Consider the following 24,330-nt stretch of genomic DNA (forward strand, 5'->3'; position numbering starts at 1 on the left):
CCGGGTGGTGCCCGGCGCACGCCTGCTGGTGGAACGGCCCGGTGCCGGTAGGGATGGTGGGGTGGACACCGTGCCGGAAGCCGCCGCCGGTCTGGACCTGCGCGCTCGGGCGCGGGGCGAGGTGGTGCTGCTGTCACCGGCCGGGCGGCTGGACCTGACGACGTACGTCGGCCTGCGGGACGGGCTGCTCAAGCACGTGGCCGAGCAGCCCGCCGCCGTGGTCGTCGTGCTGGGACCCGCGTTGGAGGTCGGCAGCGACACGCTCGCCGGCGTGTTCGGGGCGGTGTGGTTGCGGTGCTGCCGGTGGCCGGGGGTGCCGGTGGTGCTGGTGGCCACCACCGACCGGCACCGCCGCCTGCTCTCGCGCACCGGCCTGCGCCGCTTCCTGCCCTGCCACGACCGGCTGAGCACCGCGCTGGCCGACGTCGGCGTCCCACCGCCGCGCCGCCGCGACCAGGCCGTGCTGCCGACCGACGTCGACCCCTCGGACCTGGCCCGCGACTTCACCCGCCGCACGTGCCAGACGTGGGGCGGCCTGCACGAGGTGACGGCCCGAGCGGTGCTGCTGTCGGCCGAGTTGGTCGCGATCGCCCGGCGGACGGCGAGTCGGGCCACCACCATGGAACTGCGGGTGGAGCGCACGGCCCGGCAACTGACCGTGGCCGTCCGCTACACCGACGCGAAACCGGGCCGCCGAACCCGAGGCCCGGACCTGACCCGCCTGCACCGCCTCGCCACGGCGTGCGGCTGCACGCCGACGCTCAACCGGGGCGACATCGTCTGGGCCGCCGTCGCCCTGCCCGATCCGCGGTGAGCGCGCGGGGGTTGCGGGGCTGCGGTCGGTCGGGCTCGGGTGGCGGGATCGCAGTGTCGGGGCCGGCCTCCGGCCCCCGCTTCCATTCTCCCACGCACCACCGACAAAACCGGCCGCGCGGCTGGGCAGCCACGCGGCCGGCTTTGTCGGTCAGCAGATGCCGAACAGGTCCCGCACGGCCTGGTCGGCCTTGCCGTCGTCGTTCGCGATGATCGCCTCGCGCAGCGATCGGGCGGCGTCCCGGCACTTGGCGGCCGAGGCGCTGTCGTCCTCCGCGCGCTTGCGGGCGGTTTCGGCGGACTTCTGCGCGTCCTTCGCCTTGGTGGTCTCGTCCTTGGCGTCCTTGAGCTGCTTCGCGGAATCGGAGAGTTGCTTTTCCTGGTCCGCCACCCGACCGGTCAGCCGGTCGTTTCTGCTCGACTCGTTCGCGTACAGCACGCCGAACACGCCCGCGGTGGCGAAGAACAGCACCGCGATGATCGACAACACGATCAGCCCGGTCTTCTTCCGCGGCGCGGCGGCGGGTGCCGGGGTCGGCGAAGTCGCGGTGGGGTCGAATCCGGTCGGCGTGAACGTCGTCTGGCCTCCCGCCTGGCCCAGCGGTCCGGGCTGGGCGAACCCGCCGGCGGGCGTGGCCTGCGGCGGCTGGCCGACCGGCTGTGCGACCGTCTGGGCAACCTGCTCCGGGTGCAGGTCGTAGGGCTCCAGCACCGGGAACGACGGCGGGTTCTCGGGTCTTCCGGAGTCCGGGTAGGTCATGGCAATCCCCCCTGGATGAAGTACGCACAGTATGAGGGGTCGAAGCCGCGTTCCGACACGGAAATTCACCGATTCCGCACAAATGATCCGGCGTTACGTGAATCGCATCTCAAGAACAGGCGAACGGAGTACCCGAACGCAGTGCGCGCAGCCCGATCGGGGCCAGTTCGCCGAGCAGTCCGACGCCGATCGACAACGTGATCGGCCGAACGTCCGCGGGTGTCCCGGACGCGCTCGCCGCCCACCCCAGGCCGAAGTTCACCACCAGCGACCCGGCCCACGCGGCGAGCGTCCACGGCGTGTACCGCTGCCACAGCACGCCGTCGCGCGCGAACACCTTCACCGTCGCCCCGCGCGCCGCGCCCAACCCGATGCCGACCACCGACCCGGCGACGACCCACACGACGTCCAGCGCGGTCAGGTGGACCTGCCACAGGGCGTGCACCCCGATCCCGATCAGCACCAGCGGCGGCACGAGCAGGTCCCGTGCGGACAGGGGCTCGCCGACGAACCGCTTGACCACCACGACGACGATCCCGACCGCGATCAACACCCAGGTCAGCACGATGTTCCCCCTTTTGTGGCATGACTGTGCCAAATAAGCTAGCACAGCTGTGCTAAAAAGGTGCCGTGCCCAAGGTCGTCGATCCCGAAGCCCGCCGCCGCGCCGTCGCCGAGGCGGTGTTCCGCGTGGTGCGCGCCCAGGGCCTGGAACAGGCGTCGCTGCGCAACGTCGCCGAGGAGGCGGGTCTGGCCATCGGCTCGGTCCGCCACTACTTCACCGACCACGACGAGCTGCTGTCCTTCGCGCTGGACGAGCTGATCGCCCGCGTCGAACGACGGGTGTTCGCCCGTGTGGACGAGATCCGGGACGCGACCACGTCGCAACAGCGGCGGGCCGGTGTGGAGGAGTTGCTGGGTGAACTGCTGCCCCTGGACGCCGACCGGCACGACGAAGCCGTGGTGTGGCTGGAGTTCTCCCAGGCCGCCCGCACCCGGCCCACCCTGCGCCCCGCCGCGCGCCGGCTGTACGAGGGCATCCGGATGATCGTCGGCCGGGTGCTGGAGCGCTCGGGCGTGCCGGGGGAGGAGGAGGTCGAGCGGCTGGCCGCGCTGCTGGACGGGCTGGCCGTGAACGCCGTGCTCCAGCCGGACCTGATGACCCCGGCGAAGATACGCGCCGTGTTGCGCCGCCACCTCGATGGACTCGAGGCGGCACGGCGGTAGCCTGGCCCGGTGCCGCTCTTGGGACCTGCTGACGAGTTGCCCCGGTCGCCCCGGCGGGTCGTCGTCGCCGGCACCTCCGGCGCGGGCAAGACCACGCTCGCCCGCCAGATCGCCGACGAGCTCGGCCTGTCCTATGTGGAGATGGACTCGCTGTACCACGGTCCACAGTGGACCCCACGCCCGGAGTTCGAGGACGACGTCCGGGCCTTCGTGCGCGGCGAGGCGTGGGCCACCGAGTGGCAGTACACCCGCGCCCGGCCGCTGCTGCTGGAACGCGCCGACACCCTGATCTGGCTCGACCACCGCAAGCACACCGTGCTGCGCCGGATCACGGTGCGCACGGTGGTCCGCCGGTTGCGCAACGAGGAGGTGTGCAACGGCAACGTCGAGCCGCCCCTGCGCACCGTGTTCACCGACCGCGAGCACATCCTGCGCTGGGCGTGGAAGTCCCACCGCCGGACGGGGGAGCGGGTGGCCGCCGTCCTGGCGGGCGAGCACGGCCCTCGACTGGCGGTCGTGCGCCTGCGCGGGCAGCGTGAGGTCGACCAGTGGCGTGCCGGCCCCCTCCGGCGCGCGGCGGAGCGCGGCGAGAGGTCGGTGCGATGAGGACGGCGTTGGTGCTGGGCGGGACCGGCATGCTGAAGGGCTGCTCGGACGAACTGCTGGCCCAGGGCTGGCGGGTGGTGCTCCCGAGCCGGCGGGCGGGCTCCGGCCCCGGTTCGGCGGCCCTGCGGGCGCTGGGCAGGCGCGGGCACACACCCCAGCAAGAGGGTCCCCAGCCGAAGCTGGTGGAAGCCGACTGGTCGCGGCCCGACGAGCTGGCCGAGCGCGTGGAAGCCGTGTTGGGGACCCCGGCGGACCTCCTGGTGGCCTGGGTGCACGCCAGCTACCGCGTGCCGGTCCTGCAGGCCGTGGCCCCGCTGCTCGCCCCGCACGCGCCGGTGGTCGAGGTCCACGACATCGGCGACATCAACCCCCGCGAGGGCGTGCGCGACCCGATCCTGACCGGCCACCCCACCCAACAGGTCGTCCTGGGCTTCATCCGCCACGGCTCCACCACCCGCTGGCTCAGCCACGAGGAGACGTCGGTCGGCGTGCTGGAGGCGGTCCACCGGGCCCTGGAGGGCAAGGCGCCGTCGATCCACCAGATCGGCGAGGTGGACACCTGGGTGGTGCGGTCCTAGGGCTTGAGGCCGCGCACGAGCAGCAGCACGGCCTCGCGCACGTCGGCCAGCGTCCGCTCGGGCTGGAACACCTGCCAGTCCAGCGCGATCACCAGCAGGGTGCCGAACAACGCCGCCGACGCCGTCCCGACCTGCACCCCCTCCGGCAACCGCCCCTCGTCGGACAACCGCTGCATCTGCCCGCGCACGATCGACACGATGTCGTCCCGCAGCAGCGACAACGTGCCGTGCCACTGCCCCGGCGTCCGCCACAGCTCGCTCACCAGCAGCTGCCCGAACGCCGGGTACTCGGCGAAGAACCCCAGCATCCCGTCGACCAGCGACTCCATCGCCCGGTCGGTCTCGGCCTCGCCCTCGGCGACCCGCAACCGGCTCGCCAGCAGGTCCACGCCGTGCCGCAGCAGCGCGTCCACCAGGGCGTCCTTGCTGGCGAAGTTGTAGTACACCGTGCCCTTCGCGACCCCGGCCTCGGCGGCGATCTCGTCGACCGTCACGCTCGCCGCACCCCGCTCGCCGACCAGCTTCAGGGCGGCGTCGAAGAGCTTCTGCTTGGTGACGGCCGTGCGGCCGGGGCGCGTGCCGGTCACAGCACCAGCTCGGGCTTGAGTCGAGACGGGGTCCACACCCGCTGCTTGTACGCGCCCAGCGTCGACAAGGCAAGGGCGCCGACCAGGTAGGCCACCAGGATCAGCGCGTCCGTCCCGACGCTGCCCAGCGAGCCGCCGTACATCAGGTGCCGCAGGCCGTCCACCGCGTACCCCATGGGCAGGCCGTAGTGCAGCGGGTACAGCGGCACCGGGATGGTCTGCCACGGGAACGTGCCGCCGGCGCTGACCAGCTGGAGGATCAGCAGCACCAGGCCGATGAACTTGCCGACCGCGCCGAACAGGGCGTTCAACGCGTGCAGCACGGCCACGAACGTCGCCGACGTCAGCAGCAGGAAACCCAGCGTCCCCCACGGGTGCGACGGCCGGATGTCCACCACCAGCGCCACCACCGAGAACATGATCACGACCTGTGCCGCCCCCAGCAGGACACCGGGCAGCCAGCCGCCCACCGCGACCCGCACCGCGTTCTGCCCGGCCGCCAGACCCCGCTTGGACAGCGGCTTGAGCAGCAGGAACAGCACGAACGCGCCGATCCAGGTGGCCAGGCCGAGGAAGAACGGGGCCAGGCCCGCGCCGTAGGTGCCCGCGGAGGTCTGGCTGACACCGCGCACGTTCACCGGGTCGCCGATGGTGTCGGCGGTGGCCTGGCGGGTCGGGTCGTCGGGGTTCGGGATCTGGTTGATGCCCTCGTTCAGGCCGTCGCGCAGCTTGACCGTGCCGTCCACCAGCTCCTTCTCGCCGTCCCGCAACGCGATCGCGCCGTCGCGCAGCTGGGCGTTGCCCGCCGCGACCTGCGCCGCGCCGTCGTTCAGGCGGGTGATGGCGTCGGTCAGCGCCGGGGTGGCCGCGGCGAGCTGCGCCGCGCCGTCCGCGACCTGCTTGGAGCCGTTGGACAGCGTCCGCAGCTGCCCGGCGGTGCTCTGCACCTTGCCGTTGGCGTCGTCCACGGGCGCGCGGACGTCCGTCATGGCCTGCACGACCCGCTGCACCTGCTCCTCGGTGAACCCCAGCGCGCGCAAGCGGTTGGCGACGTCGCCGTTGAGCTGGTCCAGCCGCCCCACCAGGGCCTGGGACTTGGCCGCGTAGTCCTCGGCGGTCCGGGCCACGGTCTCGTTGCCGTCCGAGACCTGCTTCGCGCCGTCTGCGAGCTGCTGGGACTTGCGGGGCAGGTCGGCCGTCGAGTCCCGCAACTGCTTGAGCCCTGCCGACACCTGCGCCGACCCGTCCGCCAGCGGCACCGCGCCGTCGACCAGCTTCACGCTGCCGTCGTAGGCCCGCTGGGTCCCGTCGGCGATCTTGGTGGCCCCGTCCGCGGCCTCGACGGTCTTCTGCCGGATCGTGGAGAAGCCCAGCAGGAACTTGTCCGCCGCCTCCGCGCCGACCCGCACCGACACCGACCGGCGCACCTCCGCGACCACCTGGTTGGCGATGGTCGAACCGAGGTAGTTGTTGGCGTCGTTGGTGGTCAGCATGATCACGCCCTTGCGGGGCTGGAAGTCGCCGGAGGACAGCAGCGCCTGCGAGAAGTCCTCGGGCAGCGTCAGCGCGAAGGTGTACTTGCCGCCGCGCACGCCGGCCTCGGCGTCCTCCTCGCTCACGCGGTGCCAGTCGAACTTGTCGCCGTTGACCAGCTCGGCGGCGACCTCCTCGCCCGCGTTCTTGAACTGGCCGTCGCTCGTGGTCGCGCCCTTGTCCTCCACGACCAGGGCCGCCGGCACCTGCTTGAGGTTCGCGTACGGGTCCTTGTTCGCGTACAGGTACAAGGCGGCGTAGAGCAGCGGCACCAGGCACAGGGCGAGCACGGCGAGCCTGGGCAGCTTGCCGGAGGTGATGCGGCGCAGTTCGTTGAACGCCATCCGCAGGGCGGTCACGAGGTCTCCTCTTCGGTTCCGGCGGCGGCGTTGTCGTCGGTGGTGTCTGTGACGTCGGTGGTGTCTGTGACGTCGTCGGGGGTGTCGGTGATGTCGTTGGGGGCGCCCAGGCGCGCGGCGGGGACGTCCAGCGCGGCGGCGGACACGGTGGTGCACAGCACCACCACCGACCGCTCGGCGGTCACCTGCTCGCGCGCGAGCTTCCACCAGCCGGCGGGGTCGCCGTGGTAGCGGTCGGGCGTGTCCAGCACCAGCACCTCGGCACCCGGCCGCCCGGCGGCCAGTTCCAGCATCAACCCGCACCGCAGGTCGGCGGGCACGTACTCGTAACGCGTGGTCAGGTACTCGTCCGCACCTCGCTCGACCAGCCAGTCCGCGACGGCCTTGCGCCCGCTGCGGTGCCCGTTGATGGCCAGTTCCTCGCCGACCACGCCCGCCAGCGTCAGCGACGCCTCGGGCTCGTTCACGCCGGGGGAGTCCACCAGCACGACGTGGCGGCGCAACACGGAGGCGTCCGGCGAGATCGACCCGGTGGTGGGCCGCATCCGCCCGGACAGCACCAGCCCGAACGCGGTGTGCCCGGTGCCCGGCGCGCCCGCCACCAGCACCGCCTCACCCGGTGGCACGCGCAGTCCGGTCGGCTTCAGCAGCGGACCGTGCGGCCCGGCAACGCCGACGCGCTGGGCGTGGATCTCCACGTGGAACCCTCCTTTGAACTGACCGGTCAGTTCAAATAGTGGCGCAGGCGAGGGCCGCTCGCAACTCGGACACGTGTGACCTACGCCGACAGCATGAGGGTGCTCAGCGCAGCGCGCCGGCCGGGCGCACTTCCCAGACCGTCCACAGCGGGCGGTACCCCTGCCGGGGCCAGAACACCGAGGACAGCGGGTTCGGCGGGTTGTAGTAGAGGTAGGTGCCGACCGTGCCCAGCCGGTGCAGCTCCCGGTGCGCGTGGGCCATCAGCCGCCGCCCGATCCCGGTGCCCCGGGCACCCGGCAGCACCGACACGCAGTTGACGTACCCCCACCGCCCCGGCGGCAGCCGCGTGGAGGTCCAGTTCCCCGGCTCGGACACCACCACGGCGCACTCCGCCAGCCCGACCGCGATCCCGTCCCGTTCGGCCAGCCACGCCGGGCCGCCCGCGGCCAACCGCTCGGCCAGCGTCCGCCGCTTCAGCTCCGGCGCCTCCGGCCGGTCGACGGTCGAGCCGACGAGCGCCGAGTACCGCAGTTCGGCCAGCGCCAGGGTGAGCACGGTGTCCAGGTCGGCCGGGGTGGCCCGGCGGACCACCAGCGACCCGTCCGGTGGCGGGGGTGCCGCCCGGCGCACCGCGATCACCGACAGCGGCACCAGGCCGTGGTCGAGCAGCACCCGCGCGGCCTCCGCGTCCCGGCTCGGCCAGGTCAGCACGCACGCCGAGTCGTGGTCCGCCGCGCCCACCCGGTCCATCCGGTGCCGCCACGCCCGCAGCAGCGCGTCCATCGCCGCCGCCCCGCCCGACCCCAGCAGCGGGGTCAGCTCCCACACCTCGGTGGCCGACCACAGTCGCGCGGCCGAGCGCCGGTCGTGCACCTGCCTGGTCAGCACGCCCGCGACCCGGGTCCCGTCCGGCAGCGCCGCGGTGACGACGTCCCCGTCCGGCGGGGCGGTCACGGCGGGCAGCAACGGGTCGATGCACGCGAAGCGCGCACCCTGCGCCTCCACCAGCCCCCGACTGACGGTCATGCCCCGCAGGTTACGGCTTGCGCGTCCGCAGAATCGCGGTCCCGGGGAACAGCCTCCCGCGCAGGGGTGACCACTGGCCCCACGTCCGGGTGTGCCCGGCGGGCCACTCGGGCTCCACCACGTCGACCAGCTCCAGCCCCGCCGCGACCAGTGCGCGCACGTAGTCGCCCATGGTCCGGTGGTGCTCCACGTACGTGGCCCGACCGGTGTCGTCGACCTCCACGTACGGGGTGCGGTCGAAGTACGACTGCGTCACGGTGAGTCCACCGGGCCCGGGGTCGTCCGGGAAGATCCACCTCATCGGGTGAGTCACCGAGAACACCCACGGCGCGCCGGGCCGCAGCACCCGCGCCACCTCGGCGAACACCTCACCCACGTCCGCCACGAACGGCACCGCCCCGAACGCCGAGCACGCCGCGTCGAAGCTCTCCGCCGCGAACGGCAACTGGTCCGCGCTGGCCTGCACCAACGGCACCTCGACCCCGGTCGAGGCGTTCGCCGCCACCGCGTGCCGCAGCATCCCGGCCGAGATGTCGAACGCCACCACGTCCGCGCCCGACGCCTTCAGCCACCGCGCGCACGGGGCCGACCCGCAGCCCACCTCCAGCACCCGCCGACCGGCCACGTCACCCAGGTATCCGACCTCGGCCTCGCGCACCCCCTCGGGGCACCACACGAAGTCCGCCGCGCCCAGGAAGTCGCCGTGTTCGGCGTGGTAGTCGTCGGCGTCGGCGTCCCACCAGATCCGGTTCGCGGTCCGGGACTCGGCGGCGTCCGCGCCGCGCTTGGCGATACCGGTCGTGCCCAGCGCGAGTTCCGCACTGGCGTGCTGGTCGGACACACTGCTCCTTCGAGGGGTACCGGTTTGCCCGGTGGTCGCCGATCCGCGTACGATACCGCCCGCGTAGTGGGTTCGCGCTGCCCATGATCGGTGTGCAGTCACGGGATCGGTCGTCGGGGGAAGCCTTGCCTCCCGCGCAGCGTTGCACCCAAGGCCAGACAACCCCAATCCGTACCGGAGCCACCTACCTAATGTCCACCGACACCACCACTGTCCCGGCTGCCACCGCGCCGAAGCAGCAGATCGCTATCAACGATATCGGGACGGAGGAGGACTTCCTCGCCGCCATCGACAAGACCATCAAGTACTTCAACGATGGCGATATCGTCGAGGGCACCATCGTCAAGGTCGACCGGGACGAGGTCCTGCTCGACATCGGCTACAAGACCGAGGGTGTCATCCCCTCGCGCGAGTTGTCGATCAAGCACGACGTCGACCCCAACGAGGTTGTGAAGGTCGGTGACGAGGTCGAGGCCCTCGTCCTCCAGAAGGAGGACAAGGAAGGCCGCCTGATCCTGTCGAAGAAGCGCGCCCAGTACGAGCGCGCCTGGGGCACCATCGAGGCCCTCAAGGAGAAGGACGAGCCGGTCCGCGGCACGGTCATCGAGGTCGTCAAGGGTGGTCTCATCCTGGACATCGGCCTCCGGGGCTTCCTCCCCGCCTCGCTCGTGGAGATGCGGCGCGTCCGCGACCTCCAGCCCTACGTGGGCCGCGAGCTCGAGGCCAAGATCATCGAGCTGGACAAGAACCGCAACAACGTGGTCCTGTCCCGCCGCGCCTGGCTGGAGCAGACCCAGTCCGAGGTCCGCAGCGAGTTCCTCAACCAGCTGCAGAAGGGCCAGGTCCGCAAGGGCGTCGTGTCCTCCATCGTCAACTTCGGTGCCTTCGTGGACCTGGGTGGCGTGGACGGCCTGGTGCACGTCTCGGAGCTGTCCTGGAAGCACATCGACCACCCGTCCGAGGTCGTCGAGGTCGGCCAGGAGGTCACGGTCGAGGTCCTGGACGTCGACATGGAGCGCGAGCGCGTGTCGCTGTCGCTCAAGGCGACGCAGGAAGACCCGTGGCGCCAGTTCGCCCGCACCCACGCGATCGGCCAGATCGTGCCGGGCAAGGTCACCAAGCTGGTTCCGTTCGGTGCGTTCGTCCGCGTGGACGAGGGCATCGAGGGCCTGGTCCACATCTCCGAGCTGGCCGAGCGCCACGTGGAGATCCCGGAGCAGGTCGTCCAGGTCGGCGACGACGTCATGGTCAAGGTCATCGACATCGACCTCGACCGCCGGCGGATCTCGCTGTCGCTCAAGCAGGCCAACGAGGGCTTCACGGTCGACTCCGAGTTCGACCCGACCCAGTACGGCATGGCCGCCGAGTACGACGACCAGGGCAACTACATCTACCCCGAGGGCTTCGACCCGGAGACCCAGGAGTGGCAGGAAGGCTTCGACAAGCAGCGCGAGGAGTGGGAGCGGCAGTACGCCGAGGCCCACCTGCGCTACGAGGCCCACATGAAGCAGGTCGCCAAGGCCGCCGCGGCCGAGGAAGAGGCGGCCGGCGAGACCAACTACTCGTCGGGCGGCGACGCCCCGGCGTCCACCGGTGGCGGCGCTCCGGCGCAGGCCGGTGGCACGCTGGCCAGCGACGAGCAGCTGGCCGCGCTCCGCGAGAAGCTGTCGGGCGGTGCCTGACCAGCCCATCGGGCGGTTGACATGACCGTCTGAACGCAACGCCGCAACGGCCCCGCATCGGTTACGGTGCGGGGCCGTTGTCGTGCGCTAAGTTGTGATCCCTATGGGTGCGCGAACGAGGCAGACGGCGGTGTTGGCCCTGGTGGTCGCGGCCCTGGCCGCCTGCACGCAGGAGAAACCACCGCCCGCTCCGCCGCCGCAGATCCCCACCATCGTGGCGCCGACCAGCGCGACCAAGGTCCGGCCCATGGTGGACCGGCCGATGCCGGAGGACTGCGAGCTGATCGTCCCGGTGGACCGGGTCAACGAGATCCTGGGCCGCAAGATGGAGGGCGAGCTCAAGCAGATCATCGGCATCCCGCAGGAGTCCATCGCGCGCACCGCGAAGATCGACTGCTACCACGACGTGCCCAAGGGCAAGGACATCGGCGACTCGCCGCTGATCATCGGCCTGTCCACGTACTCGGACGACGCGTCGGCCAAGGAGCGGGTCACCGAGAGCGTGGACGCCGAGAAGAAGGACGGCGGGCAGGCGACCGAGGTCGACGTGACCAAGCACAAGGCGCAGTACGTCACCACCAAGACCGAACGGCTGCTCGTGGGCTCTTTGGGCAAGACGACGTACGTGGTGCGGGCCAAGGCCGGCTACCTGCCCGACGACAAGGTGAAGGACATCCTCACGGCGTTGGCGGTGCAGTCCATGACACCCATCGAGGACGCCTGAAGTCGATCGCGCCCTTAATGCGTTCCCGGCAGACTGTGCGCCATGTTGCGCGTGGGCCTCTCGGGGGGCATCGGTTCGGGTAAGTCGACGGTGGCGGGCAGGCTCGCGGAGCACGGCGCGGTGGTGATCGACTCCGACCGGCTGGCCCGCGAGGTGGTCGAGCCGGGTTCGGAGGCGTTGCGGGACATCGAGGCGGCCTTCGGGTCCTCGGTGCTGAACGCGGACGGGTCGCTGAACCGGGCGGCCCTCGCCGAGCGTGTGTTCGGCTCCGGCGACGACCGCGACCGGCAGACCCTCAACGCCATCACGCACCCGCGCATCGCGGCGCGGACCGCCGAGCTGATCGCCGCCGCGCCCGAGGACGCGATCATCGTCCACGACGTCCCGCTGCTGGTGGAGAACGGCCTGGCGCCCGCCTACCACCTGGTCGTCATCGTCGACGCCGACGTGGAGCAGCGGGTGAAACGGCTGGTCGGACGGGGTCTGGACGAGCAGGACGCGCGCAACCGGATGGCCAAGCAGGCGACCGAGGAGCAGCGCCGGGCCGTGGCGGACGTGTGGCTGGACAACAGCGGCACGCCGGACCTGGTGCTCGCCGAGGTGGACGCCCTGTGGGCGGACCGGCTGGTGCCCTACGAGGCCAACGTGCGGCTGCGCCGGTACGCCGGCGGCCCGCCGAAGGTCGTGCCCTACGACGAGACGTGGCCGCTGCAGGCCGAGCGCATCGCGAAGCGGATCTCGCTCGCGGCGGGCGGGCGGCACGTCGAGCACATCGGCTCGACCTCGATCCCCGGTCTGGCCGCCAAGGACGTGCTGGACTTCCAGCTCGGCGTGACGTCGATGGAGGAGGCCGAGTCGCTCGCCGACGCGCTGGCGGAGGCAGGCTTCCCGTCCCTGGGTTACGGCGAGGACGCCGTGCGGTTCGGCGACCCCGCGCTGTGGGGCAAGCGCCTGCACGCCGGTTGCGACCCTAAGCGGCGGGTCAACCTGCACGTCCGGGTGCAGGACGGGCCGGCGTGGACCTGGGCGATCCGGTTCCGCGACTGGCTGCGGGTCGACGCGGCGGCTCGGGAAGAGTACGAGGCGCTGAAGCTCGAGCTGTCCGCCCGGTTCACGGGCGACACGGACGGGTTCGCCTACGGGGACGCCAAGGAGCCCTTCATGGAGGCGGCGGTGGAGCGGATGAACGCCTTCTACAGCTCTTACAAGGACGGCCAGACGTCGTAGATGCCGCGGTGGGTCAGCCAGGCGCCCAGGTCGTGGCGGTGCAGGCTGATCTGCTCCAGCGTGCGGTGGACCGTGCGCAGGGCCTGGTCGGCGTCCTCGGGGCCGAGGACCCGGCCGGCGACGGCCGCCGCGAACTCCTCCGACCGCACGATGCGGGCCGTGGTGCCGCCGGGGACGGCCAGGCCCAGCAGGAGGTCCGTGGTGCGCCAGGAGCGGCCGTCGCGCTGCACCCGGACGGCGGTGAGGACGCTGGGCCCGCTGCGGGCGTGCCGCGACCGGGGCCGCTGGTGGGTCAGTCGGAGACCGAGGTCGGGCATCAACCAGGTGACCTCGGAGTCGGAGAACGGGTCGTCCGGGGTGGGGCACTCCAGGCGCAGTCCCCAGCTCTCGACCCGGCACGTCGTCAAGTGCCGCGACATGCCCGAGGAGTAGCTCCGAACAGCGCTGACGGTGTCGACAACGTCGACCAGCTGAGGTGTGATGACCGCTCCCACGCGACCCGAGGGTAGCCGTAAGTGCGCGATCGGTAACACAGCGGGTCGATTCGTTACATCACGGTCTGTGTAGGGGGAGGTCACTATCAGGTGACGCGACCCGGATGGTGGTTGACCAGCGGGTCTTACCGTCTGTATTACCGCCGACGCCAGGTGGTGATCGTTCCCTGGGCAGCCAGCCAGCGGACGGCGTCGTGCCCATGGGCCGCGATGCCCGCCACGGCGTTGTAAGTGGTCTCCAGCGCCCACTGCGCGCGTTCGGGCTGCACAAGGCCGCGTTGGAGCGCCAACAGCAGCTCATCGGTGTCCAACACGCGCACGCTGTGCCCGGTACGCACTACGAGGTCCAGGTAGAGGTCCACGGTCTTCCACACCGACCCGCTCGAGCTGATCTCCACCACGTCCAGGTAGAGGTCGTAGTCGCACTCGTGGCCGGGGTGCCAGGACTGGCGGGTCACGCGCAGGCCGTGCGCGGGCAGCAGCCAGGACTCGAAGTGCGACAGGCGGGGGTGGCCGGGGACCGGCCGGAACATGTAGAGACCCGCTTCGGTCAGGCGGTACTCGTCGACGCCGCGCAGGACGCCCTTCGGGTCCGTGTTGCTCTTGGCGTCGAGGTCGAAGTACTCGATCTTGGGCGGGTGGATGTGCATGTGCGTGGTCCCTGCGGCGGCGCTCAGCGTCACGTGCGCACCCTATGCACGCACACCCGCCGAACACCTCGTTTAGTCACCCGAAAGAAGGATGATCGCTTACTCTTCCGGCCATGTTCGGAATCATCCGCCCGTGCCGCAACCGCCTGGGCGCGGACCTGCGTGAATCCTGGCTGGCGCACCTGTGCGGGCTGTGTCTCGCGCTGCGCGACGACCACGGGCACATGGCGCGGGTGGTGACGAACTACGACGGTCTGGTCATCTCGGCTCTTGTAGAGGCGCAAATGGGCCGTTCAAGGCGCACCGCCGGGCCATGTGCGTTGCGCGGGATGCAGTCCGCCGATGTCGCCGTGGGCGCCGGTGCGCGCCTGGCGGCGGCGGTGTCCTTGGTGCTGGCTTCGGCGAAGGTCGGCGACCACGTGGACGACCGGGACGGCGTGTTCTCGACCGCGCCGGCGCGGGGCGTGGGGCGGCAGGTGGCGCGGCGCTGGGCGGCGCTGGCGGCGGCCACCGGGTCGGACCTGGGTTTCGACACGTCGGTGCTGGTCGCGGCCGTGTCGCGGCAGTCGGAGGTGGAGGCGGCGGCCGGGCTGGGCAGCTCGGTGCTGCTGGTGACCGAGCCGACCGAGACCGCCGCCGGCGAGGCCGTGGCGCAGACCGCCGTGCTGGCGGGTCGTCCCGGGAACGCCGAGCCGCTGCGCGAGGTGGGCCGGTTGTTCGGGCGGCTGGCGCACCTGTTGGACGCCGTGGAGGACCTGGAGGAGGACCGGGCGTCGGGGGCGTACAACCCGCTGGACGCGACCGGGACGTCCCTGGAGGAGGCCCGGCGGCTGTGCGAGGACGCGGCGCTGGGCATCAAGCTGGCGCTGAAGGAGGTCCGGTTCACCGACGACCGCCTGGTGCACGCGCTGCTGGTGCACGAGGTGAAGGAGTCGATCCGCCGCGCGTTCGGCGACCCCCACACCCACGCCCACGCCTGTGCCACCCACTCCCACGACCTCGTCTCACCCGACATGTCCAGCCTCGGCCCGGATGCCCACACCCCGCCGACCCCGCCCGGCTGGAACCCCGGCCCCGGCATGTACCCGCCCGCTCAACCCGTCCAGCCCGGTCAACCGCCCCACGGCCTGCCGCCTGGAGCCGTGCCGCCGCCCGGCGCGGTGCCCCCGCCCGGTGCCCCCGGCTCCGGGGGCACGCCGCCCCCGCCCAAGAAGGGCAAGCGCAAGCGCTCCGCCGAGCCGCCGCCCGGCAGCGGCCTGTGGTGCTGGCCGAAGCTGGTCCACCCGCCGCGCGAACGCGGCCTCCTCCTGGGCTGCCTGGCCGCGCTCTACCAGTGCGGCACCTGCCAGCAGTGCTGCCGCGACCCGTACCCGGGCTCGTGGAGCGGCAAGCGGCGCGAGGCCTGGTGCAACAGCTGCGACTGCAACTGCGGGAACTGCGACTGCAACTGCGACTGCTGCGGGTGCGACTGCAACTGCTAACAGGCCTGCCACCAGGTCCGATCGAAAATTGTCGTACCCGGGGCGTACCGTCGTGTCCGTGGCATTCCCAACCGAGATCCCGGTCAAGGCGCACTCGTCGCACCGCCCCGTCGGGGACATCCCCCGCTCCGACGGCCAGTTCCGCGTGGTCAGCGAGTACCAGCCGGCGGGCGACCAGCCGGCGGCCATCGCCGAGCTGGAACGCCGGATCAGGGCGGGCGAGAAGGACGTCGTGCTGCTGGGCGCCACCGGCACGGGCAAGTCCGCCACCACGGCGTGGCTGGTCGAGAAGCTGCAGCGGCCCACGCTGGTGATGGCGCCGAACAAGACGCTGGCCGCGCAGCTGGCCAACGAGCTGAAGGAGTTCTTCCCGCACAACGCGGTGGAGTACTTCGTCAGCTACTACGACTACTACCAGCCCGAGGCGTACATCCCGCAGACCGACACCTACATCGAGAAGGACTCCTCGATCAACGAGGACGTGGAGCGGCTGCGCCACTCGGCCACCATGAGCCTGCTGACCAGGCGGGACGTGATCGTGGTCGCGTCCGTGTCGTGCATCTACGGCCTGGGCACACCGCAGTCCTACCTCGACCGGTCGATCCACCTGGAGGTCGGCGGGGAGGTCGAGCGCGACCTGCTGCTGCGGGCCCTGGTCGACATCCAGTACGCGCGCAACGACATCGCGTTCAACCGGGGCACCTTCCGCGTCCGGGGCGACACGGTCGAGGTCATCCCGGCGTACGAGGAGCTGGCGGTCCGCATCGAGTTCTTCGGCGACGAGATCGACAAGCTGTACTACCTGCACCCGCTCACCGGCGACGTGATCCGCGAGGTCGACGAGCTGCGCATCTTCCCGGCCACGCACTACGTGGCGGGCCCGGAGCGCATGGAGAAGGCCATCCAGGGCATCGAGGCCGAGCTGGCCGACCAGCTGGCGAAGCTGGAGCGCCAGGGCAAGCTCCTGGAGGCCCAGCGCCTGCGGATGCGCACCACGTACGACATCGAGATGATGCGCCAGGTCGGGTTCTGCTCGGGCATCGAGAACTACTCGCGCCACATCGACGACCGGGGTCCCGGCACCGCGCCCGCCACCCTGATCGACTACTTCCCGGACGACTTCCTGCTGGTCATCGACGAGTCCCACGTGACCGTGCCCCAGATCGGCGGCATGTACGAGGGCGACGCGTCCCGCAAGCGCAACCTGGTCGAGCACGGCTTCCGCCTGCCCAGCGCCCTGGACAACCGCCCGCTCACGTGGGAGGAGTTCGCCGACCGCATCGGGCAGACGGTGTACCTGTCGGCCACCCCCGGCCCGTACGAGATGGGCCAGGCGGGCGGCGAGTTCGTCGAACAGGTCATCCGCCCGACGGGCCTGGTCGACCCGGAGGTCGTGGTCAAGCCCACCGAGGGCCAGATCGACGACCTGGTCCACGAGATCCGCGTCCGCGCCGAACGCGACGAGCGGGTCCTCGTCACCACCCTCACCAAGAAGATGGCCGAGGACCTCACGGACTACCTGCTCGAACTCGGCATCCGGGTCCGCTACCTGCACTCCGAGGTCGACACCCTGCGCCGCGTCGAACTCCTGCGCCAACTCCGCCTCGGCGAGTACGACGTCCTGATCGGCATCAACCTCCTCCGCGAGGGCCTGGACCTCCCGGAGGTCTCCCTGGTCGCGATCCTCGACGCCGACAAGGAAGGCTTCCTCCGCTCGGGCACGAGCCTCATCCAGACCATCGGCCGCGCGGCCCGCAACGTGTCCGGCGAGGTCCACATGTACGCGGACCGCATCACGGACTCGATGCAACACGCGATCGACGAGACCAACCGCCGGCGCGCGAAGCAGATCGCCTACAACGAGGCCCACGGCCTGGACCCCCAGCCGCTGCGCAAGAAGATCACCGACATCCTCGAACAGGTCTACGCCGAGGCGGAAGACGCCATCGCCCCCGGCGGCTCGGGCCGCAACACCTCCCGCGGCAAGAAGCCCACCGGCGACCCGGGCGCAAGCGGCCGAAGCTCGGGCGTCCTGGCCGACCGCGACACCAGCACCATGGCGAGGTCCGAGCTGGCCGACTTGGTCCAGCAACTGACCGACCAGATGATGAACGCGGCCCGAGAACTCCAGTTCGAACTGGCGGCCCGCCTGCGCGACGAGATCCAAGACCTGAAGAAGGAACTCCGAGGCATGGACGCGGCAGGCGTGAAGTAACCCCACTCCCACCCGGCCCCGCCGCTCACCCAGCGGCGGGGCCGTCCTCCTGCCGCCACAACAACCTCCGCACCGCCGCCCAAGCAGTCACGGACAACGAGTCCCCGAAACGCTCGTACAGCAATAGCGCTTGTCTGCGCATGTCCTCGACACCACCGAGGACGTCAAGCCACCACTCCGGCGACTCACCGACCAGCAAGATGTACTGCTCGGCAGCAACCCGGAAGTCGTCGGCCGGGGCCACGTCGAGGCACCACTCGGTAATGCCCACCAACGACCCGAGGGGGTGGCCGCGCGGCCGGGCGAAGTCCCGTTCCTCCAGCGCGGCCCCGGCTCGCAAGACGGCGAGTGTGCCCGCGCCACCGAACGACGAGGCCAGCCGTTCCCCGGAACCCCGGTCCTGGAGCCGGTTGAGGGCTGCCCACACCCACGCCAGGTTGCCGGTCGCGATCGACAGCTCGACCAGTCGCACGAGCGTCGCGAGCGGGCGGCGCGCGATGATCCACGGGTTCGCTTGGTCACCCAGGAGTTCGGTGACCAGGCTGCCCTCCGTGAGTGCGGACGCGACGAGTTCATAGCCGACATCGGCCGGAAGACCCGCGGGATCGACTGCAGCCAGCTCGGCGGCGACACGGGCGATCTGTTGCCGGAACCCGTCCAAGCCCTCCACCAGCCAGCGGGATGCCTCGCTCTTCCCGCGATGGGCAGCGATGGCATCGGCCGCGATGAGGGGGCGCTCGTAGATCAACTTCCCGAGTTCTCTCGGATCGTTGCCGTGGACCGTCGCACGGGGCATCGCCCACAGCGTGGTGGCCAGATGGGCGTTGACCTGCGTGAAGACGCCCTCTGTGGCTCTGGCGCGAGCCAACCCGTCCAAGAGCATGTGACTGGTGGTCTGTTTGAAGGTGAGAAGATGGGACGCGGGCGTGCTGTGCGAGTAGTAGTCGTGCAGCGCGGTTCGGCCTTCGATCTCGTGCTGCAGCACAGTGCCTGCGATGGCCGGCAGCGCTGCCAGGTCTTGCAGCGGCGGTGGGTCGAGGGGGTCCGCGTCTTGGAGCGCCCAACCCGCCAGAGCGGCCAACTCGTCGTCACCGAGCGAGCGGGCCAGGTCGTACTTCGCCGTCAGGCCGTCCAACCAAGCCAACTGTGCCAGGGATTGCTTCGCGTCGAGGACCACGCCGTCGCGGGTGATCTCCGCGGTGAGGACCGCGGTGACGCCGGTCAACTCGTCGCGGCCCAAACCGGCCCGCCAGAGGTCGATCATGGTGGTCCACGGGGCGCCCAGCCGGACCGCGTTCACCGGGAACGGCCCAGCCGTCAGGCAGCGGAACATGACCAGGTTGAGGGTGTACGTGGCCATCGTGGTCAACGGCGACGTGTGCGGGTACGGGCTGGATCGGGTCAGGAGCATGTCGGGGACCGGGCCGTCCGAGACGACCGTCCCCAACTGGGCGTAGAGGATGCGTTCCAGGTCCTGCCGGTAGTCCTCCAGCGACCTGCCTGCCTCCTGCAAGCGGTGGGGGCACCACTCGCGGACCATCTCCAGCACCACCGGCCGGTTGTAGAGCGGGGTGGCCATGAGGGTTGCGTACCAACGGTCCGGTAGGGACTGGAGGTGCTTGTGGAGGACCCCGCCGAGGCTCGGGGTGGCGGCCATGCCGCGGACGGCCTCGGTCTCCGCCAGCACCGTCTCCACCAGCCAGTGCGCGGCCAGGAACTCGCCGAAGGTGTTGTGCAGGAACTCGAACGCCGACCGCCCGCCGTTGACGGCCGTCCGCAGCTTCGACCGGGACTCGTGCACGAAGAAGAAGCTGCCCAGCAGCAGTTCGGCCTGGCCCAGTTCGGCACCGGGTGTGCCGGCGGCGGGACGGTCGAGGTCGAAGTAGGCGATGTCCCCGTCGAGGTCCGGCTTGGCGATGTGCAGTGAACGGCGGTTGAGCATGCCCACGGCGGCCACGGACAGGCGGTGCAGGTCGGCGTCGACCAACTGCCGGCGGTCCTCGACCGACAGGGCGCGGAAGCGTTTGCCCTCTTCGCCCTTGAGGCGTTCGCGGGTGATGAACCTGGTCAGCAGGCCGTGGTAGAGGACGGTTCGATCGAGAGTTCCCTGCTGTGCCAAGCGGTTTCGGTCCGAGTCGTACAGGGCCAGCATGAGCAGGAGCAGGGGTTGCCCGGCCAGGGTGCGGATGTTGTCGTCTTCGGGCAGGCGGAACGGCGCGGTGTCGTGGGCGGTGAAGTACTGGTCGTTCGTGTGGTTCCAGATGTTGATCCACCGCGCTTGGCGGTCGGCGTCGAACTCCTCCAGGCGCACCACGGTGGAGCCGGCGGGGATCTCGGCCTTGTCGATCAGCGTCACCCGGCTGGTCACGATCACCCGGACCGTGCGGCCCTGCACGCGTTCGCGCTTCTGGAACGCCGCCACCGCCATCAGGTACGTGCTGAACACCTTCCCGCTGGCCTGCAGCAACTCGTCGTACCCGTCGAGGATCACCAGCGGCAGGCGGTCGCCGCAGCGGACGGACAGTTCCGCCCAGTTGGCCTCGCGGCCGGTGTCGGCGCGGATCTGCTCCTCGATCTGGGTCTGGATGTCCGAGTCCGGGTTGATGTCCCGCAGCTCCACGCGCACGGGGTGGTACTCGCCGCCGGCCAACCGCCCGGCGAGCACCTCGGTGAGCAGCGACTTGCCCGACCCCGGCTGGCCGAGCACGACCAGCGGCGCCTCCAGGCTGTACGGGCTGGACAGGTGCGCCAGCACGTACCGGCCGATGTCGTGCCGCACGCCCAGCCCCGACCACAGCCCCTCGTTCTCCAGGGGGCCGACGTCCCGGGTGTACCGGAGGGACCGGAACGCTTGCGGGACGAAGATGTCGGCCTTCGCCGGGTACCGGAGGTCGACGCCGTCGCCGGCGTGGGTGTCGTCGATGATCGGCTGGTCGAGCGCCTCCCGGTACGCGTGCCCGAGCCCGGCCAGTGTCTCGTCCAGGTTGTCGTCGGGCGGCAGGGCGCGGGTGAGGGCGTCGCCGAGGCCCGCCAGGCCGATGTCCACGCCGGCGGGTCGGGTGGAGAGCAGTTCGAGCACGGCCTTGACGTCCGTCGCCACCTGGTCGAGGTTGCGCCGGGTGATCGCATGTTCCTGCAGGTTCGCCCACACGTAGAACTCGTTGAACTCGACGCACAGCGCCTGGTACTGCGTCCGGTACAGCTTCTTCGCCACGTCCGGCAGTTCACGGATCGCCGCGAGGACGTGGTCGCGCTCGGTCTCGTCGGCTTCGTCCCACACGGCGAGTTGGCGGACCAGGACTTCGAACGCGGCGGTCATCCGGGCGTAGAGCGGGTCCAGTTGGCTCGCCGCGGTCTCGACCAGGTCGTTGGGGTGGGGCAGGGCGATCTGGTAGCGGGCCAGTGCCGAGACCTCGTCCGCGCCGCCGGGGCTGCCCGGTCCGTCCACCCCGCCGCCCGGTCCGTCCACCCTGCCTGCCGGGCCGCCGAGTCCGCGCACCGCCCGGTTGGTCAGCGCCAGGCGGTCCGCGTCGGTCAGGCCCAGCCGCTCGCGCAGGCCGGGCAGCATGCGGTGCACGGCCTCGAAGAACGCCGTGTAGCAGGTCAGGCAGTAGGCGGTGAGGAGCAGGTCGTGCCGGGTGAGCTTGTCGTCGGCAGGGCGCTTGGCCAGCGTGCGGACGACCTGCTTCCCGGCTTTGAGCAGCTCGTTCTTCGCGCCCAGCAGCGGGAGCAGGGACGGCGCGCCGACAGCCGCAGGCGCGAGCACCAGGAGGGCGCCGCTGAGGGTGTCGAGGTTGTCCAGCAGCTTGCTGTCGGTGGACGCCGACTTCAGCATCCGGCACAGGCCGTCGAAGGTGAGTTCGTTGCGCGCGGTCTTGCTCCTGGGCGTCCCCACGGTGGGGGATCGACGCCCGGGGAAGTCCCGTTACGGCGTTTTCATCCGCTATGAATGGGCCTTCTCCAGGTTTGCGGCCATCTTCGCCAGTGTCGCCACGGTCGCGGTGTACTCCTCGACGGTCAGGTCGCCCATGAGCGCCGTGCGGACGGTGTCCACGCGGGTTTGGGTGGCTGCGAAGGCTGCCTCGCCCGCCGGGGTGAGGGTGCCCTCGGCCACCCAGCCCCGGTTGACCAGGTCCGGCACAAGGGGGTCGTCGGGGAGGGTGCCGTTGCGGGCTTCGTTGAGGAGTTGCCAGTGGCGGCGGGTGAGGTCGGTGTCGGACAGGGCGCGGTCGAAGGACTGGTTGATCAGGGTGTCGAGGTGCTTGAGGTAGTAGCCGATGGGTTTCATGTCTGCCTCCAAGTAGATGTAAGATGACATGTAGTTGTTTCTGAGTATGCATCTGGAGGCCGGGGTGAACAAGGGCCGGGTGGACAAGAGCCTGCTCGCCGTCGAGCGCGCGATGGTGGAGATCCGGCGGCGGCAGCGGCGGCGGGCGCTGGCCCGGGGCGCGGTTGGGCCGCACGTCGACGTGCTGGACGTGGTCGAGGCGGCGGAGGAGAGCGGCGAGCGGGTGACGGTGTCGGCCGTCGCGCAGGCGTTGGGCGTGGACCAGCCCCGGGCGAGCAAGCTCGTGGCGGCGGCCGTCGAGGAGGGGTGGGTGCGGCGCGAGGCCGACCAGGCGGACGGGCGCAGGGCGTACCTGGTGCGGACGGCGAGCGGGCGCGAGTTGTCCGAGGTGATCCACGAGCGCCGGCAGGAGGCGTTCGACCGGGCCATGGACGGGTGGACGGACGCCGAGCGCGAGGTCTTCGCGTCGCTGCTGGGGCGTTTTGTCGGTGGCTTGCCCTAGCGTGTGCTCGTGACGGTTGACGACGTGATCGCGTACTGCCTGGCCAAGCCCGGCGCCGAGGAGAGCTACCCCTGGGGCGACGAGGAACTGGTGTGCAAGGTCGGCGGCAAGGCGTTCGCGTTCATCGGGCTGCCCGGCGAGTCCGTGGGCGTCAAGTGCGGCGTGAACGCCGAGGAAGCGGCCGAGTGGCGCGACCGCTTCCCCGACGACATCACGATCAGCCCGTACATCGGCCGCTACGGCTGGAACCGGCTCCAGCTCGGCGGCGCGGTCCCGGAGGACGACGTGCGCGAACTCCTCGACCGGTCGTACGACGCGGTCGTGGCGAAGCTGCCGCGCGGCAAGCGGCCCGGGGTGCTGCCCGGCTAACCATTTCCCGCCAGTCGCCACCCGCCCGCTGTCCGACGGCCCGCTGTCCGACGGCCCGCTGTCCGACGGCCCGCCCGCTGCCCGGCCGCCCGCCCGCTGCCCGGCTGCTGCCAGGCCGCCCCGCAGCCCGCCCGCTCTCAGCCCGCCCGGCTGGCTGGCTCCCGTTGCCGCGGCCGCCGCCAGCCGCCCGCTGCCCGGCCGCCTGCGGCCCGCCGCCCGGCCGGCTGGCGTTGCCCGCCAGCCGCCCGCCGCCCGGCCCGCTGCCCGGTGCCTGGCCGCTGCCCGGCTAGCCGGTGCCCTCCTCGGGCTCGATCACGCCGAACAGGTTGCCCTCGGTGTCGCGGTAGTACGCGAGCAGGCCGACGCCTGGCATGTGGTTCTTGGGCAGCGCGACGGTCCCGCCCGCTCCCTCGATCAACGCGATGATGGCGTCGATGTCGTCCACCCCGGTCGTCATCACGTATCCGCTGATCGGGCCGTCCGGCTCGGGGTCGGGACCCTGGCGGGGCAGCAGGCCGCCGTTCACGCCGGGGCCCTCCTCGCCGGTCGTGACGAGCCAGTACTGCTCCTGGCCCCAGCGTTCGAACTTCCAGCCGAACACCGTCTCGTAGAAGGAGATCGCCCGCGCCGGATCCGCCGCGAAGATCTCGAAGTGCACAGGTCGAGGCATGCGCCGCAGGCTACGCCCGACCCGCGCCGACCGCCGGGGGAACGAGCACCACCCGTCGCCGCACCCCGTCGCGCACCACCCACGGCCGCTCCTCGTCGTGCACCCGGGCCACGTCCGCCAGTGGCACGGCTTCCGGCTCGGCCAGTCGCACCGCCCCGGCGTCCACCAACTCCACCAACGACGCCAGCCGCACCCCGTCCGCCCGGATCCACACGTTCGCCACCCGGATCCCCCGCAACGCGACCGGCGTGGCCGACCCGAGCACCGCGACGAACGCCCCACCGCCGCGCACCGCGTCCAACGCCTCGACCCCCAACGCGGCGGCGTCCACCACCCCGTCCACCCCGCCGGGCACCACCTCCCGCACCGCGGCCCCGACATCGGCCCCGCGCGGCACCACCCACGAGGCCCCGTAGGACCGCACCAACTCCTCATCGGAGCCGGACGCGAACGCCACCACCCGCAACCCCCGCGCCACCGCGAGCTGCACGGCGAACCCGCCCACCGACCCGCCCGCGCCGGTCACCAGCACCGACGCCCCCACCGGCAGGTCCAGCAGGTCCAACGCCTGCCACGCCGTCAACCCGCCCAGCGGCAACGTGCTCGCCGCCTCCAACGACACCGACCGAGGCGCACGAGCCACCGCCGACGCGTCCAACACGACGAACTCCGCCTGCGTCCCCAAGGTGGGCAACCGGTCCCGCAGCCCCACCACGGCGTCGCCGACCGAGAACGACACATCCGCCCCGACCGCGTCCACCACGCCGGCCACGTCCCACCCGAGCCCGACCACCCGAGCCGGCACCAACCCGGCCGCGTGCAACGCCCCCGACCGGGTCGCGAAGTCCACGGGGTTGACCGCCGCCGCACCCACCCGGACCCGCACCTGCCCCACCCCGGGCACCGGCACCGGCACGTCCGCCACTTCCACCGGCCCACCAGAGGACCGCACGATCACCGAAAGCATGACGACGAACCTACGGAGAGCTACTCTCCACC

The 24,330-nt window shown here is 71.3% G+C and carries 24 protein-coding genes; 11 read left to right on the forward strand and 13 right to left on the reverse strand.

All coding sequences use genetic code 11. The features are described from left to right. Nucleotides 1–61: 61 nt before the first annotated feature. Nucleotides 62–814 (forward strand): STAS domain-containing protein, encoded by a 753-nt coding sequence (locus DFJ66_RS33195; RefSeq protein WP_121227147.1) that lies wholly within the window; start codon nt 62–64, stop codon nt 812–814. A 150-nt stretch (nt 815–964) separates the two neighbouring features. On the opposite strand, the gene DFJ66_RS33200 is transcribed toward DFJ66_RS33195, so the two are convergent. Both DFJ66_RS33200 and DFJ66_RS33205 read right to left on the reverse strand, forming a co-directional pair. After that, nucleotides 965–1,573 (reverse strand): hypothetical protein, encoded by a 609-nt coding sequence (locus tag DFJ66_RS33200; protein WP_121227149.1) that lies wholly within the window; start codon nt 1,571–1,573, stop codon nt 965–967. Between the two features lie 109 nt (nt 1,574–1,682). Beyond that, a complete protein-coding gene (locus DFJ66_RS33205) occupies nt 1,683–2,138 on the reverse strand; it encodes a DUF1453 family protein (RefSeq protein ID WP_121227151.1) in 456 nt (151 codons plus the stop codon). A 65-nt stretch (nt 2,139–2,203) separates the two neighbouring features. On the opposite strand from DFJ66_RS33205, the gene DFJ66_RS33210 reads away from it, so the two are divergent. From DFJ66_RS33210 to DFJ66_RS33220, 3 genes are read left to right on the forward strand one after another with little or no spacing between them, the layout of a single operon-like run. Next, nucleotides 2,204–2,800: a TetR/AcrR family transcriptional regulator gene (locus DFJ66_RS33210; RefSeq protein ID WP_121227153.1), complete on the forward strand. Its 597-nt coding sequence runs from the start codon at nt 2,204–2,206 to the stop codon at nt 2,798–2,800. A gap of 9 nt (nt 2,801–2,809) precedes the next feature. Beyond that, entirely contained in the window at nt 2,810–3,406 is a 597-nt protein-coding gene (locus tag DFJ66_RS33215; protein ID WP_246029998.1) for an AAA family ATPase, read from the forward strand. Then, nucleotides 3,403–3,984 carry a Rossmann-fold NAD(P)-binding domain-containing protein gene (locus tag DFJ66_RS33220; RefSeq protein WP_121227155.1) on the forward strand — a complete coding sequence of 194 codons (582 nt, stop codon included), beginning with the start codon at nt 3,403–3,405 and terminating at the stop codon, nt 3,982–3,984. The genes DFJ66_RS33215 and DFJ66_RS33220 overlap by 4 nt, the downstream gene beginning before the upstream one ends. Here the strand turns inward: DFJ66_RS33220 and DFJ66_RS33225 are convergent. The 5 genes from DFJ66_RS33225 to DFJ66_RS33245 form a co-directional block, all read right to left on the reverse strand. After that, entirely contained in the window at nt 3,981–4,571 is a 591-nt protein-coding gene (locus DFJ66_RS33225; protein WP_170199806.1) for a TetR/AcrR family transcriptional regulator, read from the reverse strand. The genes DFJ66_RS33220 and DFJ66_RS33225 overlap by 4 nt on opposite strands. Then, nucleotides 4,568–6,463, reverse strand: a complete 1,896-nt coding sequence (locus DFJ66_RS33230; protein ID WP_121227159.1) for a YhgE/Pip family protein — start codon at nt 6,461–6,463, stop codon at nt 4,568–4,570. The genes DFJ66_RS33225 and DFJ66_RS33230 overlap by 4 nt, the downstream gene beginning before the upstream one ends. Beyond that, nucleotides 6,460–7,161, reverse strand: a complete 702-nt coding sequence (locus tag DFJ66_RS33235) for a P-loop NTPase family protein (protein WP_147459420.1) — start codon at nt 7,159–7,161, stop codon at nt 6,460–6,462. Before DFJ66_RS33235 ends, DFJ66_RS33230 begins: the two co-directional genes overlap by 4 nt. Nucleotides 7,162–7,264: 103 nt before the next feature. Further along, nucleotides 7,265–8,188: a GNAT family N-acetyltransferase gene (locus DFJ66_RS33240; RefSeq protein WP_121227163.1), complete on the reverse strand. Its 924-nt coding sequence runs from the start codon at nt 8,186–8,188 to the stop codon at nt 7,265–7,267. Nucleotides 8,189–8,198: 10 nt separating this feature from the next. Further along, a complete protein-coding gene (locus tag DFJ66_RS33245; RefSeq protein ID WP_121227165.1) occupies nt 8,199–9,029 on the reverse strand; it encodes a class I SAM-dependent methyltransferase in 831 nt (276 codons plus the stop codon). Between the two features lie 191 nt (nt 9,030–9,220). Here DFJ66_RS33245 and rpsA point away from each other — a divergent pair, with 191 nt between their 5' ends. The 3 genes from rpsA to coaE all read left to right on the forward strand — a co-directional run bounded on the left by rpsA (nt 9,221) and on the right by coaE (nt 12,662). Continuing rightward, nucleotides 9,221–10,711 carry a 30S ribosomal protein S1 gene (gene rpsA / locus DFJ66_RS33250; protein WP_121227167.1) on the forward strand — a complete coding sequence of 497 codons (1,491 nt, stop codon included), beginning with the start codon at nt 9,221–9,223 and terminating at the stop codon, nt 10,709–10,711. 103 nt (nt 10,712–10,814) lie between these two features. After that, the gene (locus DFJ66_RS33255; RefSeq protein ID WP_147459421.1) at nt 10,815–11,435 is read left to right on the forward strand and encodes a hypothetical protein; all 621 of its coding nucleotides are present in this window, start codon (nt 10,815–10,817) and stop codon (nt 11,433–11,435) included. A 42-nt stretch (nt 11,436–11,477) separates the two neighbouring features. Beyond that, complete coding sequence (gene coaE, locus DFJ66_RS33260; RefSeq protein ID WP_121227171.1) at nt 11,478–12,662, forward strand: dephospho-CoA kinase; 1,185 nt, start codon at nt 11,478–11,480, stop codon at nt 12,660–12,662. On the opposite strand, the gene DFJ66_RS33265 is transcribed toward coaE, so the two are convergent. Both DFJ66_RS33265 and DFJ66_RS33270 read right to left on the reverse strand, forming a co-directional pair. Beyond that, nucleotides 12,638–13,156, reverse strand: coding sequence for a ribonuclease FAU-1 family protein (locus DFJ66_RS33265; protein WP_121227173.1), 519 nt, complete (start codon nt 13,154–13,156; stop codon nt 12,638–12,640). The two genes, coaE and DFJ66_RS33265, sit on opposite strands and share 25 nt — an antisense overlap. Before the next feature lie 137 nt (nt 13,157–13,293). Continuing rightward, the gene (locus tag DFJ66_RS33270; protein ID WP_121232101.1) at nt 13,294–13,806 is read right to left on the reverse strand and encodes a ribonuclease FAU-1 family protein; all 513 of its coding nucleotides are present in this window, start codon (nt 13,804–13,806) and stop codon (nt 13,294–13,296) included. A gap of 113 nt (nt 13,807–13,919) precedes the next feature. On the opposite strand from DFJ66_RS33270, the gene DFJ66_RS33275 reads away from it, so the two are divergent. Both DFJ66_RS33275 and uvrB read left to right on the forward strand, forming a co-directional pair. Beyond that, nucleotides 13,920–15,287, forward strand: coding sequence for a DUF5685 family protein (locus DFJ66_RS33275; RefSeq protein ID WP_121227175.1), 1,368 nt, complete (start codon nt 13,920–13,922; stop codon nt 15,285–15,287). A 58-nt stretch (nt 15,288–15,345) separates the two neighbouring features. Then, nucleotides 15,346–17,502 (forward strand): excinuclease ABC subunit UvrB, encoded by a 2,157-nt coding sequence (uvrB, locus tag DFJ66_RS33280; protein WP_121232103.1) that lies wholly within the window; start codon nt 15,346–15,348, stop codon nt 17,500–17,502. A gap of 25 nt (nt 17,503–17,527) precedes the next feature. Here uvrB and DFJ66_RS33285 read toward each other — a convergent pair whose 3' ends face one another. Together DFJ66_RS33285 and DFJ66_RS33290 are read right to left on the reverse strand one after the other, a co-directional pair. Next, nucleotides 17,528–21,397: an NACHT domain-containing protein gene (locus DFJ66_RS33285; protein ID WP_121227177.1), complete on the reverse strand. Its 3,870-nt coding sequence runs from the start codon at nt 21,395–21,397 to the stop codon at nt 17,528–17,530. 48 nt (nt 21,398–21,445) lie between these two features. After that, nucleotides 21,446–21,790: a MarR family transcriptional regulator gene (locus tag DFJ66_RS33290; RefSeq protein WP_121227179.1), complete on the reverse strand. Its 345-nt coding sequence runs from the start codon at nt 21,788–21,790 to the stop codon at nt 21,446–21,448. Nucleotides 21,791–21,836: 46 nt separating this feature from the next. Here DFJ66_RS33290 and DFJ66_RS33295 point away from each other — a divergent pair, with 46 nt between their 5' ends. Together DFJ66_RS33295 and DFJ66_RS33300 are read left to right on the forward strand one after the other, a co-directional pair. Continuing rightward, a complete protein-coding gene (locus DFJ66_RS33295; protein WP_121227181.1) occupies nt 21,837–22,292 on the forward strand; it encodes a MarR family winged helix-turn-helix transcriptional regulator in 456 nt (151 codons plus the stop codon). Between the two features lie 9 nt (nt 22,293–22,301). Beyond that, a complete protein-coding gene (locus DFJ66_RS33300; protein ID WP_121232105.1) occupies nt 22,302–22,661 on the forward strand; it encodes an MmcQ/YjbR family DNA-binding protein in 360 nt (119 codons plus the stop codon). Between the two features lie 286 nt (nt 22,662–22,947). Here DFJ66_RS33300 and DFJ66_RS33305 read toward each other — a convergent pair whose 3' ends face one another. Next, nucleotides 22,948–23,331: a VOC family protein gene (locus tag DFJ66_RS33305; RefSeq protein WP_121227183.1), complete on the reverse strand. Its 384-nt coding sequence runs from the start codon at nt 23,329–23,331 to the stop codon at nt 22,948–22,950. A gap of 10 nt (nt 23,332–23,341) precedes the next feature. Further along, the gene (locus tag DFJ66_RS33310) at nt 23,342–24,298 is read right to left on the reverse strand and encodes an NADP-dependent oxidoreductase (protein WP_121227185.1); all 957 of its coding nucleotides are present in this window, start codon (nt 24,296–24,298) and stop codon (nt 23,342–23,344) included. Nucleotides 24,299–24,330: the final 32 nt, after the last annotated feature.

The sequence above is a fragment of the Saccharothrix variisporea genome (assembly GCF_003634995.1).
In the GTDB taxonomy this organism is placed as follows: domain Bacteria; phylum Actinomycetota; class Actinomycetes; order Mycobacteriales; family Pseudonocardiaceae; genus Actinosynnema; species Actinosynnema variisporeum.

Coding starts and splice junctions, on each gene's coding strand:
- DFJ66_RS33310 (WP_121227185.1), bottom strand. CDS start 24,298: ATGCTTTCGGTGATCGTGCGGTCCTCTGGTGGGCCGGTGGAAGTGGCG.
- coaE (WP_121227171.1), top strand. CDS start 11,478: ATGTTGCGCGTGGGCCTCTCGGGGGGCATCGGTTCGGGTAAGTCGACG.
- DFJ66_RS33270 (WP_121232101.1), bottom strand. CDS start 13,806: ATGCACATCCACCCGCCCAAGATCGAGTACTTCGACCTCGACGCCAAG.
- DFJ66_RS33275 (WP_121227175.1), top strand. CDS start 13,920: ATGTTCGGAATCATCCGCCCGTGCCGCAACCGCCTGGGCGCGGACCTG.
- DFJ66_RS33200 (WP_121227149.1), bottom strand. CDS start 1,573: ATGACCTACCCGGACTCCGGAAGACCCGAGAACCCGCCGTCGTTCCCG.
- DFJ66_RS33255 (WP_147459421.1), top strand. CDS start 10,815: ATGGGTGCGCGAACGAGGCAGACGGCGGTGTTGGCCCTGGTGGTCGCG.
- DFJ66_RS33220 (WP_121227155.1), top strand. CDS start 3,403: ATGAGGACGGCGTTGGTGCTGGGCGGGACCGGCATGCTGAAGGGCTGC.
- DFJ66_RS33295 (WP_121227181.1), top strand. CDS start 21,837: ATGCATCTGGAGGCCGGGGTGAACAAGGGCCGGGTGGACAAGAGCCTG.
- rpsA (WP_121227167.1), top strand. CDS start 9,221: ATGTCCACCGACACCACCACTGTCCCGGCTGCCACCGCGCCGAAGCAG.
- DFJ66_RS33240 (WP_121227163.1), bottom strand. CDS start 8,188: ATGACCGTCAGTCGGGGGCTGGTGGAGGCGCAGGGTGCGCGCTTCGCG.
- DFJ66_RS33305 (WP_121227183.1), bottom strand. CDS start 23,331: ATGCCTCGACCTGTGCACTTCGAGATCTTCGCGGCGGATCCGGCGCGG.
- DFJ66_RS33290 (WP_121227179.1), bottom strand. CDS start 21,790: ATGAAACCCATCGGCTACTACCTCAAGCACCTCGACACCCTGATCAAC.